This window comes from Duganella sp. Leaf61 (assembly GCF_001421905.1).
Taxonomy (GTDB): domain Bacteria; phylum Pseudomonadota; class Gammaproteobacteria; order Burkholderiales; family Burkholderiaceae_D; genus Rugamonas; species Rugamonas zoogloeoides.
Genome location: NZ_LMLM01000030.1, coordinates 63,053 through 77,203 on the forward strand (window position 1 = coordinate 63,053; position 14,151 = coordinate 77,203).

General features: G+C 65.0%; 11 protein-coding genes. 3 read left to right on the top strand and 8 right to left on the bottom strand.

Annotation, left to right across the window (positions count from 1 at the left end; genetic code table 11):
* Positions 1–46: 46 nt before the first annotated feature.
* The 3 genes from ASF04_RS20560 (at position 47) to ASF04_RS20570 (ending at position 3,090) form a co-directional block, all read left to right on the top strand.
* Entirely contained in the window at positions 47–1,336 is a 1,290-nt protein-coding gene (locus tag ASF04_RS20560) for an MFS transporter (protein WP_056146094.1), read from the top strand.
* On the top strand, positions 1,333–2,094 hold the full coding sequence (locus ASF04_RS20565; RefSeq protein WP_056146097.1) for a GDSL-type esterase/lipase family protein: 762 nt from the start codon (positions 1,333–1,335) through the stop codon (positions 2,092–2,094). Before ASF04_RS20560 ends, ASF04_RS20565 begins: the two co-directional genes overlap by 4 nt.
* Before the next feature lie 102 nt (positions 2,095–2,196).
* Entirely contained in the window at positions 2,197–3,090 is an 894-nt protein-coding gene (locus ASF04_RS20570) for an NAD-dependent epimerase/dehydratase family protein (protein ID WP_056146100.1), read from the top strand.
* 16 nt (positions 3,091–3,106) lie between these two features.
* Here ASF04_RS20570 and ASF04_RS27630 read toward each other — a convergent pair whose 3' ends face one another.
* The 8 genes from ASF04_RS27630 to ASF04_RS20605 all read right to left on the bottom strand — a co-directional run bounded on the left by ASF04_RS27630 (position 3,107) and on the right by ASF04_RS20605 (position 14,048).
* Complete coding sequence (locus ASF04_RS27630; protein ID WP_156368723.1) at positions 3,107–3,280, bottom strand: hypothetical protein; 174 nt, start codon at positions 3,278–3,280, stop codon at positions 3,107–3,109.
* Positions 3,281–3,410: 130 nt separating this feature from the next.
* Positions 3,411–3,950, bottom strand: a complete 540-nt coding sequence (locus ASF04_RS20575; protein ID WP_056146101.1) for a GNAT family N-acetyltransferase — start codon at positions 3,948–3,950, stop codon at positions 3,411–3,413.
* 22 nt (positions 3,951–3,972) lie between these two features.
* Positions 3,973–5,277: a DUF945 family protein gene (locus tag ASF04_RS20580; RefSeq protein ID WP_229205144.1), complete on the bottom strand. Its 1,305-nt coding sequence runs from the start codon at positions 5,275–5,277 to the stop codon at positions 3,973–3,975.
* Positions 5,278–5,374: 97 nt separating this feature from the next.
* On the bottom strand, positions 5,375–7,159 hold the full coding sequence (locus tag ASF04_RS20585) for a DUF885 family protein (RefSeq protein WP_056146107.1): 1,785 nt from the start codon (positions 7,157–7,159) through the stop codon (positions 5,375–5,377).
* 7 nt (positions 7,160–7,166) lie between these two features.
* Positions 7,167–9,350: a GGDEF domain-containing response regulator gene (locus ASF04_RS20590; protein ID WP_056146109.1), complete on the bottom strand. Its 2,184-nt coding sequence runs from the start codon at positions 9,348–9,350 to the stop codon at positions 7,167–7,169.
* Between the two features lie 51 nt (positions 9,351–9,401).
* A complete protein-coding gene (locus ASF04_RS20595) occupies positions 9,402–11,612 on the bottom strand; it encodes a HAMP domain-containing sensor histidine kinase (protein WP_056146113.1) in 2,211 nt (736 codons plus the stop codon).
* A gap of 86 nt (positions 11,613–11,698) precedes the next feature.
* On the bottom strand, positions 11,699–13,354 hold the full coding sequence (locus ASF04_RS20600; RefSeq protein WP_056146115.1) for a SulP family inorganic anion transporter: 1,656 nt from the start codon (positions 13,352–13,354) through the stop codon (positions 11,699–11,701).
* A gap of 109 nt (positions 13,355–13,463) precedes the next feature.
* Positions 13,464–14,048, bottom strand: a complete 585-nt coding sequence (locus tag ASF04_RS20605; protein ID WP_056146117.1) for a TetR/AcrR family transcriptional regulator — start codon at positions 14,046–14,048, stop codon at positions 13,464–13,466.
* Between the last annotated feature and the right edge of the window lie 103 nt (positions 14,049–14,151).

Genomic DNA, 14,151 nt, shown 5'->3' on the forward strand with positions numbered 1-14,151 from the left:
CATTCCCTGCCGAGACAGGTTCTAAAACCAACAAGGAGACAAGGGCATGACAACCAAAAAAGGGCTGCGCTGGCTGGTGATCACACTGGTCGCCGCTGCCACCATCATCAATTACATCGACCGTTCGGCACTGGCGGTGATGTGGCCGGGCATCGCCGCCGAACTGGGGCTGGACAAGCGCGACTACGCCAACATCATCACGGTGTTCCTGATCGGTTACGCGATCGGCCAGTCGCTGTTCGGTAAAATTTTCGACGCGCTCGGCACCCGCATCGGCTTCCTGCTGTCGATCGTGGTGTGGTCGGTGTCGATCGGCCTGCATTTCGTCGCGCGCAGCGCATTGTCGTTCGCGCTGTTCCGCGCCCTGCTCGGCATCGGCGAGGCCGGCAACTGGCCCGGCGCCACCAAGGCCATCGCCGAATGGTTTCCGGTGCGCGAACGGGCGCTGGGCCAGGGCATTTTCGGCGCCGGCGCCTCGGTCGGGTCGATCATCGCGCCGCCGCTGGTCGCCTTCCTGTATGCGTACGTGGGCTGGAAAACCACGTTCATCCTGATCGGCGCGCTCGGTTTCATCTGGATCGTGCCTTGGCTGATCGTGTACAAATCCGGCCCGGATTCGCACCCGTGGGTCAGCGCCGACGAACGCGCGTATATCCTCGGCGGCCAAAAAACCACGCAAGCTGCCGCTGACGAATACGTGCCCACCATGGCCGAGTTGCTGCGCCACCGCCAGAGCTGGGGCGTGATTGCCGCGCGCTTCTTCATCGATCCCGTGTGGTGGCTGTTCGTGGGCTGGCTGCCGCTGTACCTGAACGAGAAATTCGGCTTCGACGTCAAGCAGATCGGCCTGTTCGGCTGGGTGCCGTACGTGGGCGCCGGCATCGGTGCGCTGGCCGGCGGCTGGTTCTGCGGCCGCCTGCTGCAGCGCGGCTGGTCGGTCAACCGGGCCCGCAAATTCGTCATCGCACTCGGCTTGATCGTGATGTTCCCCGCCCTGCTGCTCACCACCGTGGCCGCCACGCCACTGGCCGCCGTGCTGTCGATTGCCGTGATCCTGTTCGGCTTCCAGGCAGCGATCACCAACATCCAGACCCTGCCCAGCGACTTCTTCTCAGGCCGCACCGTCGGCTCGCTGGCAGGTGTGAGCGGCACCGCCGCCGTGCTGGGCGTGATCGGCTGCATGCAGCTGGTGCCGGTGCTCACGGCCGGCGGCAACTACACGCTGTTCTTTGTCCTCGGCGCCGCGCTGGTGCCGCTGGTGTACCTGTCGATCTGGCTCGGCGGCGCCGTGGAGCCGGTGCGTCCCCATGCCGTTCAAGTAAAGGAAAACCCATGATGTCGTTGACTTCCCGCGCACTGCTGCTGTCGCTGGCATTGCTCACCGCCCCTGCGCTGGCGCAAACCAATCCGCGTGAAAGCGCATCCATCGCCTCGCCCAAGCAGGACGATGGCAAGTTCCTCAAAAAGCACGAGATCAACCTGGCCCGCGCAAAGAGCGGCCCGGTGGGCCTGCTGTTCCTGGGTGACTCGATCACCGACAACTGGCGCAAGGCGCCCGAGATCTGGGAAAAATACTATGGCAAGTACCAGCCGGCCAATTTCGGCATCGGCGGCGACCGAACCCAGCATGTGATCTGGCGCATCGAGCACGGTGAGCTCGATGGCATCGCGCCCAAGGTCACCGTGCTCATGATCGGCACCAACAACAGTCTCGATTACAGCGCGGCCGATATCGCGGCGGCCAACCGCAAGGTCGTCGATATGGTACGCGCAAAACTGCCGGGCACCAAAGTGCTGCTGCTGGGCGTGTTCCCGCGCGGCCCGCGTGACCGCTTCGGCGGTCCGGTCACGCCGGCCTTCGTCGCGGAAGCGGCCAGGCGCATGGAGACCATCCGCGCCGTAAACCAGGAACTGGCGCGGATGGATGACGGCAAGACGGTGCGCTTCCTCGATATCACCGGCGTGTTCTTGGACAAGGATGGCAAGATTCCGGATGCCGTCATGCCCGACCAGCTGCATCCGAACGCTGCAGGCTACCAGTTGTGGGCCGATGCGATGGCGCCGCTGCTCGACGAGATGATGGCCACGCCGTAAGTGCATTGTTGCGCCGCAGTCAAAACAGCTTTGTGCGTGCGCACCTTGGTGCGCACCGCTATCGCTCCCATACTTGATCATTCAATCAAACGGGAGCACGGCATGAAAGTATTCGTCACAGGCGCGGCAGGTTTTATCGGCGGTTCGATCGCAGCGGGGCTGGTCAAGGCGGGCCACCAGGTGATTGGCCTGGTGCGCAATCCGGACCAGGTGGCGGAAGTGGCCAAAATCGGCGTGACCGGCATCGTCGGCACGCTGGCCGACCACGACCTGCTGGTGGCGCAAGCACGCGCGGCCGACGCCGTCATCAACGCCGCCAGCAGCGACAACCGCGCCGCGGTTGAAGCCATCATCGAAGGCCTGGCCGGATCGGGCAAGCCGTTCCTGCACACCAGCGGTTCGAGCATCGTCGGCGACGCTTCCGGCGGCCTGGGTACCGACAAGATCTACTACGAAGACCAGTTGCCGGAACCCACGGCCGACAAGACCGCGCGCGTGGCGATCGACAACCTGGTGCTGGCCGCTGCCGGCCAGGGCGTTCGTTCGGCCGTGCTGTGCAACACCCTGATCTACGGCCACGGCGCACTGCCGCGCGACAGCGTGCAGCTGCCACGCCTGCTCAAGCAGGCCAAGAAGAGCGGCATTGTGCGCCACGTCGGTCCGGGTCAGAACATCTGGTCCAACGTCCATATCGACGACGTGGTGGACCTGTATTTGCTGGCCCTGGAAAAGAGCCCGGCAGGCGCATTCTATTTCGTGGAAAGCGGCGAGGCATCGTTCCGCGACATGAGCGCGGCGATTGCCAGGGCGCTGGGCCTGGATGCGCCGCAAGACTGGCCACTCGAGGAGGCAAAAGAGGAATGGGGCTACGAGATGGCGTCGTACGGCCTCGGTTCCAACAGCCGCGTGCGCGGCAAAAAGGCGCGCGAGCTGCTGGGATGGCAGCCGCACGGGCCGTCGGTGATGGACTGGATTGCGAACGATATGCTGCGCTAAGCGGTGTCGCTCGGCATCAGCCGTTGAAGATGGTATTGAGCCTGGCACACCACCGTTGGGCGGCTGCTTCGCCCTGCATCGGGAACGTGAAGATCGGGTTCTTGACGTCGGCTGTCTCCAGCACCAGCTTGAAGTTCTTTTTATATTCGGTGTGGGAGGTGTCGGCCTGCGGCATCGTCAGAGCGAACAAGGCGGAGAAGCCGGCAATAGGGAGAGGTTGCGTGCAGTGGACATGGTGACCTGAGACAGTGAATTAATTGAAATTAATGCAATCCATAAGTAATAACATTCAAGTCACGCACCAGGCAAACGTGTTTGCCTTATTCCGGCACCAGCGAAAACACGTGCGCATCCACCGCACGGCCATCGATGCACAGGCGGTTGCGCGCCACCCGCTCGTCAAACGCACCGCACTTTGCCGCCACCGCCAGGCTGGCTGTATTGCCGACCGCAACCACGATCTCCACCCGGTGCAGCGCCAGCGCGTCAAACGCATGCGCGGCCAGCGCCTGCACACTGCGTGACGCCACGCCCTGCCCCTGGCGCGACTGCCGCACCCAGTAACCGAGGTTGCAAAACCGGTGCAGCGGTCGGATGTCGTTGAGACCCGCGCCGCCTAGAAAATCGCCCGTTTGTCCGCAAAAAATGCCGAACTCGAACGCGGTGCCCGCTGCTTCGCTGGCGCGGCACATGGCAAACCACTCCAGCGCATCGGCAGCGGTGTAGTCGCTGGCGCACCACGCCATCCAGGGCGATACCGAAGGCACCGACTCCACCACGGCCGCGGCAAAGGCGTCGGCGTCGGTATCGGCAAACGGGCGCAGCACGAGGCCGGAGAAATGGATGTGAGCGTCTGTCATGGTGGTCCTGGATCGGTCGGTGTTACCTGGCCTGCATCGGCATCGGCGTCGGCGTCGACGGCATCGGCAACTTGCCGTTCTTCAGGCCGAACATCGACGGCCCTTTGCCGTTCAGCGTGAGCACGCCATTTTTCAATTCGATCACCGTGCGCACCTCGTCCTTGTCCACGACCGCGAAGCCGGACTGGCGGATATCGGTCATCACCTTGTCGGCCATGTTCTGCTCCAAGGCAGCCATTTGCGCCGGGTTGGCGGCCTGCTCGGCGGGCGACCGGGCTTTGACTGCCTTGGCGGCGTTGGCCCGTGAAATTTCTTCGATGATCACCACCGGCACCCGCACTTCCAGCCGCACCGCGAGCTTTTTCACGATCGCCGGCAGCGAGTTCAATTCGGCGTCGGTGGCTTTGGCAAAATCGATGCGGCCCTTGATCGAGGCAACCTGGCCTTTCCAGGCGGCGCTGATGTCGTCGATGACCACACTTACGCCACCCTTGAGCAGCGCCACGCCCAGCTCCTTGAACTTGCGCAGCATTACCTGGGTTTGCGCCGCCGGGGCCAGTTGCTGCAACTGCGGCGAGCTGGCGAACCGGGTGAAATCGGCCATCACCTGGCCGTCCATGCCCAGCACCCGCGTGGCGACGTTGACGCGTTCGACCTTGTGCTCCCCCGCGCCGGCCGAGCGTATCGACAAACCGTACGCCAGGTCCACGGTCTTGCCGCGCCGTTGCATGTCCGTCTTGAACCGCAGGTCCTCCATCAGCAGCTTGCCGGTAATGCCGTCTTCGACAGCGATGCGGGCCACGCTCAAGTTCACCGCGCCATACCACATGCCATCGCTGGCACGCGCCTGACTGCCTCCCAGGCGCAGGTCGGACAGCTGCAGGCGGCTGGCGACGCCCACATTCAGCGACGCCATCTCGCCCGTGTAGTTCATCTGGTTGCCGGCCGCGCTGGTGTCGCCCTTGAGGATGATATCGCTCCACGCGGCATGGCCCTGCGCATCGGTATGGCTGCCGGCTTTGAGCACGCTCTGGTAATGCTGGCGCCCACGGCTGTCGGGCAGCCGCTGCGGCGCGAACGGTTTGTCGGTGCCAAAGACGGCTTTCAAGCGCGGCTTGAGTTCGGGCGAGAACGAGAATTTTTCGTAAGCGGCAATGCGCTTGTTGATGTTCGGTTCCGTGGCGTCGAGCGCGCTCACTTCCCTCGCTGCCTCGGTGTAGACCTGGGCGATCTCGGAAGGAGGTTCAGCCTTGTCCGGCTGCTGCGCCTGCGCGCCGAGACTGAAGAACAAGCTTGATACGGCGAGCGCAACGGATTTTTTATACACGGGGATGCCTATGAAAACGGATGAAGTCGGATTATTCAAAAGAACAATATTACTTCATCCGCCGTGATCAAAAATGCGCCAATTGTCACCGTTGGCGTTAATCCAGGTTCGGGTACGGGCTCTTGCCGCCTTCCTTGATGAACAGGTCGATGCGCGCTTCCAGCACCGGCAGCGGCACCGACCCCAGTTGCAGCACGGTGTCGTGGAAATGGCGGATATCAAACTTCTCGCCGAGCGCGGCTTCCGCCTTGCGGCGCGCCTTGATGATGCTCATCTGGCCCAGGTAGTACGACAGCGCCTGCCCCGGCCACGAGATGTAGCGATCGACCTCGGTTTCGATTTCGTGATCCGACAGCGCGGTATTGGCGCGCAGATAGTCCTGCGCCTGCTTGCGGGTCCAGCCCTTGCTGTGGATGCCGGTATCGACCACCAGGCGCGAAGCGCGCCAGGCCTGGTAACTGAGCATGCCGAAGGTTTCGTACGGGGTCTCGTAAATGCCCATCTCGGCGCCGAGGCGTTCGGTGTACAGCGCCCAGCCCTCGCCATAGGCCGAGATGTACGCGTTGCGGAACGACGGCCGGCCTTTCTGCTCCATCGCGACCGGCATCTGGAACGCGTGGCCCGGCGCCGACTCATGCAGCGTCAACGCCGGCATGCTGTACAGCGCGCGCGATGGCAGGTTGTAGGTGTTCACCAGGTACACGCCCGGACCGCCCCGGCCCGACGTGTAGAACGGCGCCTGGTCGGGCGGCACCGGGATGATGGCGAAGCGGCGGCGCGGCAGGTAGCCGAAGTACTGGGCCACCTTGCCGTCGAACTTCTTGGCCACCCAGGCCGAGCGCATCAACAGCTCTTCCGGGGTCTTGGCGTAGAAGCGCGGATCGGTGCGCAGGAAGTGCAAAAAGGCCGGCAAATCTCCCTCGAAACCGGTCTGCTTTATCACGTCCTGCATCTCGGCGCGGATCTTGGCCATTTCCGCCACGCCGATCTGGTGGATCTCGTCGGCGGTCAGATTGGTGGTGGTGAATTCGACGATCTTCGACTGGTAATAGGCTTTGCCGTCGGGGAGGTTCTCGGCAGCCAGGTCTTCGCGCGCCTTGGGCACGTACTCGTCGCGCATGAAACCGAGCAGCTTGACGAACGACGGCTGCACCGCCGTGGCAATGGCTTTCACGCCCTGCGCACGCAATTCGTTCTGCAGCGCCGCCGGCATGGTGGCCGGCATGGTTTTGAACGGCTCGTAGTAGATGCTGTCCTGCGGCGTTTTCGCGTCGGCCACCGAGGAGATCGACGAATCACGCCCCACCAGCGTCACCTTGGGCGGGGTGAAGCCGCGCGCCAGACCGGCGCGCATGTTGACGACTTCCTCGTCGAAGTAGCGCGGCACATCGTTCAACTGGCGGATGTAGGCGCGATATTCCTTCTCGGTGGTCATCGGGCGGCGCGCGGAATACGCCAGGTTGGACCAGAACGCGGTATCGGCGTTGAGCGGCTTTTCGTATTCGCGGAAGGCGATGTCCGCCACCAGCGCCGCAATCTGCGCCTTGTACACCTGGTAGTTGATATGCTCTTCACCGGACAGGCTGGCCGGGTCGATGCCGTCCAGCTTTTTCAGCACGCCCTGCCAGTAGGCCAGCCGTTTGGCCTGGGTGGCCGCGTCAATGCGCGGCAGCGCGGCGGTCACACCATTGTCGTCGTCCTCGTCGCTTTCCTGCTTCTGCGTCTGGCGCCACTTCAGTTCTTCGGTGTAGATGGCCTTGAAGCGGGCGTCGGCCGGTCCGGGCCTGGCGGCCGCCTGGGCGTTCATCGACAATACCAGGCAGGCGCCGGCAACCACGCCGGCAATGGTGCTGAACTCGATGGTGCTGAACTTCTTGTGCATAAGGCTCCTAGACGTCAAACAGATTGCGCCGCTCGCGCAGCAATTCGGTGAACTCGCCGGCGCTGACCGGCCGGCTGAAAAAGTATCCCTGCATTTCGTCGCAGCCGCGTTCGGTGAGGAACTGCACCTGCTCGCGCGTTTCCACGCCCTCCGCGATCACCTGCATATTGAGGTTGTGCGCCAGCGAGATGACCGACAGCGCGATCGCCGCATCGTTGGCGCTGGTGGTAACGTCGTCGACGAACGACTTGTCGATCTTGAGGGTGTCGATCGGGAAGCGCTTGAGGTAGCCGAGGCTCGAGTAACCGGTGCCGAAGTCGTCGAGCGAGATCGACACGCCGATGTCCTTGAGCCGGTGCAGCGCGGCCACCGCCTTGTCCGGGTCGCCCATCACGGTACCCTCGGTGATCTCCAGGCCCAGGCACGACGGCGCGATGCCGAAGTGGCGCAGCGTACTTTCCACGTACGGCACCGTGGCGTCATTGGCGAACTGGCCGGCGGCCAGGTTGACCGATACCTTGACCTCGCCGAGCCCCTGGTCCTGCCAAGCGCGAATTTGCGCGCACACGCTTTCCAGCACCCAGTCGCCGATCGAATTGACCAGGCCATATTCTTCGGCCAGAGGGATGAAACGGTTCGGCGGCACCCGGCCCAGCACCGCGTTATTCCAGCGCAGCAGCGCCTCGGCGCCCGCCAGCCGGCCACTGCGCAGGCACATTTGCGGCTGGTAGTGGACCTCGAATTCGTCGCGGGCGATGGCGCCGCGCAGCTGGCTCTGGATCGCCAGCTTGTCGCGGATCTCGGCGTCCATCCGCTCGGTGAAGAAGGCGTAGTTATCGCGACCGGTTTCCTTGGCACGGTACAGCGCGGTGTCGGCGCTGCGTATCAGTTCGTCGAAGCTGTCGCCGTCGGTGAGGCTGACGGCGATGCCGATGCTGGCGGTGACCGTGATCTGCTGGCCGTCGATCACCAGCTCTTTGCGCAAGCCGGCCAGGATTTTCTGCGCCAGCGCCATGGTGGCGCCCAGCTGGCTGTCGTCCTGCACCACGATCTGGAATTCGTCGCCGCCCTGGCGGGTGACGATGTCGCCCTCGCGCACGCTGTCGGTGAGGAAGTGCGACACCACCTGCAACGCCTTGTCCCCTACCTCGTGGCCGTACGAGTCGTTGATGCTGCGGAAGCGGTCGAGGTCGAGGCACATCACGGCGACGCAGCGGCCGTCGCGGCGGGCGCCGGCCAGCGACTGCTCGAAGCGCTGGCGCGCCAGCAGGCGGTTGGGCAGCCCGGTCAGTGCGTCGTGGTGGGACAGGAAGTCGATCAGGTGCTGCTCGGCCTTGCGCTCGGTGATATCGAGGAACAGCGCCACGTGGTTGGTGACCTCCCCCGCCGCATTGCGCAAGGTGGAGGCGCTGAGCAGGCCGGGATAGGTTTCACCATTCTTGCGCCGCGCCAGCAGCTCGCCCGACCAGTGGCCGCTCCTGGCCATGGCCTGCACCACCACGCCCAGGTTGGCGGCATCCTGTTCACCGGCATGCAGCATGGTGACATTGCGGCCCAATACTTCTTCCCGCGTGTAGCCGGAAATTTGCGTAAAGGCGGGATTGGTGGCGACGATGCGCGCCTCGGGATCGGTGACGACGATGGCGTCGCGGGTGGCCTCGAACACCTGGCTCGACAGGCGCATGAATTCCTCGTTGGCGCGGCGCTGCTCGATCTCGCGCGCCAGTTCGGCCGTGCGCTCGGCCACCCGCTGTTCGAGCGTGGCGCGCTCCTGCGCCAGCGCGTGCTGGGCGCGGCCCAGGCGCACGTGGGCGTCGGTGCGGGCCAGGATTTCCTCGGCCTGGAACGGCTTGGCGATGAAGTCCACCGCGCCCAGGGCAAAGCCGCGCACCTTGTCGTCGGTGTCATGCTGGGCCGAGAGGAAAATCACCGGCACCTGGCGCAGTTCCGGCGACTCCTTCAGGCGCCGGCATACTTCGAAGCCGTCGATGCCGGGCATGCGGATGTCTAGCAGGATCAGTTCCGGCGGGCGCGATTGCGCGGTCCACAAGGCCAGTTCGCCATTGGGCGCCTGCCGCACGGAGTAGCCCGCGTCGGTCAGCAGGTCGCTGAGGAGCTTGAGCGAGGCCGGCGTGTCTTCCACGATCAGCACTTCACCCTTGGTGTGTTGTTCCGATAAGTCCCGGTGCATGAATACTCTCTATCGCGCCAAATGCGTGTGATCCAAACGTCATCATATACCTCAACTGCCTTGTGCTCCAGCCTGGTCCAACAGCGTGCACAGTTGCGGGTACTGGTGCAGCCGTACCATGTGTTCGATGCCGTCGACCACGGCGTGCAGCTCGGGTGGCAGCGGCTCCAGCAGCAGCGCCACGCGGGCCAGGTTCAGATCCTGCAACGCCGCCTTGAGCTGGGCGCGCAGGTCCGGCCCCAGCTGCGCCAGGTCGGCGGCGGCCAGCGGCACGGCGGTGCGCAGACCGGCGCCCTCGGGCGGCGCGGTCAGCAAGCGGCGCGCACGCTGCATTTCCTGCGAGCTGATGCCGCCCGCCGCCGCCAGCTGCGCTGCGTCGGCGACCGGCGCGCAGATGGTGAACCGGAAGGTGGCGCCGGCGCCGCGCACCGACTGCACCGACAGTACGCCGCCCATCAGTTGCACGAATTCGCGCGAAATGGTCAGGCCCAGGCCCGTGCCTTCCTTGGCGCCCGGCCCTTCCGCCTGGATGAACGGCTCGAAGATGCGGGTCTGGTCGATGGGCGAGATGCCGGGGCCGTCGTCGATCACGGCAAACGCCAGCTCGCACTGGCCGCCATCGACCGGCGTGCCGGCCACGCGCAGCGTGACATTGCCCTGGCCGGTGAATTTGACCGCATTCGACATCAGGTTGAGCAGCACTTGCCGCAGCTTGGTGCCGTCCACCCGCGCGCCCGGCGGCAAACCGACGGCGTCCAGCGTCAGGTGCACGCCGGTCTGGCCCGCGCGCATGCTCACCATGTCCATCACTTCCTGCAGCACGTCGTCGATGCGCACCGCCTCGGTTTGCAGCGTGGCGCGCCCGGCCTCGATGCGCGAGAGTTCGAGGATGGCGTTGATCAGCGTGAGCAGGTGTTCGCCCGAGCGGTGGATGATGGCGAGATTGCGCTTCTCTTCGGGCAGCATGTGCTTGGAATCGGCCATCAGGCGCGAGAAGCCGATCACGGAATTGAGGGGCGTGCGCAGCTCGTGGCTCATATTGGCCAGAAAAATGCTCTTGGCCTGGTTGGCCGCCTGCGCCTGGCGCACTGCCACCGACAGCGCGTTGGTGCGTTCGGTGACCAAATCTTCCAGGTGGATGCGGTGGCGGCGCAGCTCCTGCTCGGCGATTTTCTGCTCGGTGACGTCGTAACATACCCCCACCATGCGCGCGGGGCTGCCGTCCGGGTCGCGGAAGATCACCGCCTCGCCGTGCAGGTAATGCAGCGAGCCGTCCGGCCACCGCACGCGGTATTCGCTGTCGAAGTCGCCGGCGCCGGCCAGCGCGCGCGTGAGCAGTTCGTGCAGCGGCACGGCGTCATCGGGGTGCACCATCAGCATCCAGTTTTCGACCGCCGACCGGTGCGGCCCGGTGTGGCCGTCCGCCACCCCGTAGAGCCGGTGCATCTGCTCGTCCCACACCATCTTGTCACTGTGGATATTCCAGTCCCAGATCCCGATCGAGGCCGCGCTGCTGGCGATCTGCAGCCGCTCCTCGCTGTCGTGCATGGCCTTGTAGCGGCTGTCCATCAGCTGCACCATCTCGCGCATCGAGGCGTTGAGGGTGCGCAGTTCGCCGAAGAACCAGTCGCGCGGCGGCAAGGCGCCCGGGTTCTGGCCGGCCTTGACGTTGGCGGCATAGCGTTCGATGGTGGTGATCGGCTTGAAGATCATGTGCGACAACAGCAGGTACAGGCAGAACACCAGCGTCACGTCGAGCACGAAAATCATGCCGGCAATAGTATAGAGGCGCTGGCGCAGCTGTTCGATCATCGCCTCCGGCGAGGCGTACACGGTAATGGCGCCGATCAGTTGCCCGGCGGCGACGATGTCGCGCCGTTCCGACAGCAGGTCGGGGTTGTCGGGCAGGCGCGTGGTTTCGTGCAGCTGCCCCTGCTCGTTGCGGGCAAGGATGAAGGCCTTGCCGCCGGTGGCCGGCGTGACCGCGCCGGCATACAGGTCGCGGTTGCTCAAGCCGCTCTTGATGATGGTGGTGATCTGGTTGTCGTCGAAGTTCCAGGCCGGCAGTGCCACGGCGGCCGCCAGTTCGTCGGCGCTGTTGGCCAGGGTCTTGTGCAACTGCTCCCAGCGCTGCGCGCGTTCGAGCGAATAGAAATACAACGCGAAGGTGGCCAGCACCACGGTGACGACGGCAGTCAGCGTCACGCTGACGAAGGTGGCAATCGAAATTCGTCCCGCACGGCGGGCAAGTCGGTGCAGCATCGGTAGATTATCAGCGGGCCAGCGGTGGGTGGATTTGGAACGTTGCCCTTGATCATATTGTCAATCCGGCCGGAAGTCCATGCGTATTATTGCTGGCCGGCCTGGATGTGGTCGCAGGCCATCGCCGTGCTGAGGAACAGTTTGCCGTTCAGGTCGCGCAGCAGGTCGCTGTGGCGCAGGCGGTCCATCACCGGCCCCTTCACCTCGGCCAGGTGCAGGCCGATGTTGCGCCGCTTGAGGCTCTGATTCAGTTCCGCCAGCGCGTACAGGGCGGTGGTGTCGATCGAGCTGACCGCCGTCATCACCAGCAGCAGGTCGCGCGCGCTCTGGTGGGTGCGCAGTTCGCACTCGATCCGTTCGCTCACCGATTCCACGTTGCCGAAGAACAGATTGGCGTCGATGCGCAGGATCAGCAGTTCCGGCTGGGTGGCGGCCGGATAGCGCTCGATATTGCGGAAATGCTCGCTGCCCGCGATGCGGCCCAGCACCGCGATATGCGGGCGGCTGGCGCGCCAGATCAGGGTGCCCATCGACAGCGCCACGCCCACGATCACGCCCGCCTCCACGCCCAGCACCAGCACGCCCAGGCAGGTGGCGGCCCACGCCAGCACGTCGCTGCGGTCGTACGACCAGGCGGTGCGCACGATGCCCAGTTCCAGCATGCCCAATACGGCAACGATGATGGTGGCGGCCAGCACCGGCAGCGGCAGCAATGCCAGCCAGCCGGTGGGCGCCAGCAGCGCGCAGGCCAGCAACGCCGCCGTGATCAGGCTCGCCAGCGGGGTGTTGGCGCCGGCCGCGAAATTGACGGCGGAGCGCGACAGGCTGCCGGTGACGGGAAAACCGCCGGACAGTGCGCTGGCCACGTTGGCCGCACCAAGGCCAATCAGTTCATGGTTGCTGACCAGCTTTTCATTGCGCTTGAGGGCCAGCGACTGCGCCGCCGACATCGACATCAGGAACACCATGAAGCCGATCAGCAGGCCCGGTTGCAGCAGCGCCGGCCAGTGCGCGCTGGACGTGGCGAGATTGAGCCCCGGCAGCCCGGCCGGCACCGCGCCGGTGGTGCGCACGCCCAGGTCGTGCAGGCCGGTAAAGGCCATCAGGGCGATCCCGCCCAGCACCACCAGCATCGGCGCGAGCTTGGTGCCGATGTCGGCCGCCAGCGGCGGCAGGCCGCAGGCGCGCAGCACGCCGGCCAGGTACCGGCGCGCCAGCAGCAGCAACGCCAGCGAACCCACGCCCAGCAGCGCACTGGGCAGATGCACGTGCAGCTTCAATACGTCGGCGATCGGGACGCCCAGCAGGGTATGTACCTGGTCGAACGCGATCACAATGGCCGAGCCGACGGTGAAGCCGCTCATCACGGGACGCGAAAAGAAATTGGCGAGAAAGCCCATGCGCAGCAGGCCGCACAGCAGCAGAGTGGCGCCGGCCACCACCGCCAGTTGGGCCGCCAGCACCGCAGCCAGGGTGGAACCGGGTACGGCCAGCGGGCCGATGGCGGCGGCTGTCATCAGCGAGATGATGGCCATGGGGCCGACCGATTGCGTCATGCTGCTGCCAAACAGCGCATACACCACGGGCGGCATGATGCTGGCGTAGAGGCCCACCACCGGCGGCAGCCCGGCCACCATGGCGTAGGCCATGCCCTGCGGGATCATCATCATGGCCACGACCAGGCCGGCGCTGATATCGCCGGGCAGGAGCGCGCGCCGGTAGTGCTTCAACCAATGCAGCATGCTGGAATTCGAAAAACGGGGAAAGCGACAGGGTACGCGATAGACCCGCGGCGGTCCAGCGCCAAATGCGTTTTTCGCATTTGTTAATACGGAAAACACATAAGCAGAATCAGCTCGCGTCGCTTGCCGATATTTGTGCGCGCACCGCCGCCAGGATTTCCTGCGACAGCGCTTCGTCATTGACCGCGCGGGCCAGTACCATCGCGCCCACCATGGCGGCGTAGGTGGCCAGTGCTTGCTGGCGAACGGCGGCGACATCGGCACCTTCCCCTGCCAGGCATTTTTCCACCACCGCGACCTGCCCCACCACGCCAGCTGTCATCGCACTGCGTGCGGCCGGCCCCAGCCGCGCCACGTCAGGCCCCAGCGCGGCGATGGCGCAGCCGTTTTCGGGATGGTCGCGGTGGCGCGTGGAGAGGTAACCGCTGGCGAGTTCGGACAGGCCGGCGACCGGATCACTGGCCGTCTTTTCCTGCCAGCGCTGCACCGACCGCTGCAAGGCGTGCGCGGTGGCCTCGGCCAGCAAATCCTCTTTCGAGGCGAAGTGGCCATAAAAGCCGCCGTGCGTGAGGCCTGCGCCTTTCATCAGGTCGGCCACGCCGATGCCGTCATAGCCCTTCTGGCGAAACAGCCGGGCGGCGGTTTCCACGATGCGCTCGCGGTTGAGCGCCACTTGTTCCCTGCTGACTTTCATGCGCGGCCTCCCGTTCAAGATGCTTCGATTATACATGACGAGGATAATCTATAGGCCGGCATGGCCGGCAGCGCCGCGCAAATCCGGGCTTATGTGGCGAAAC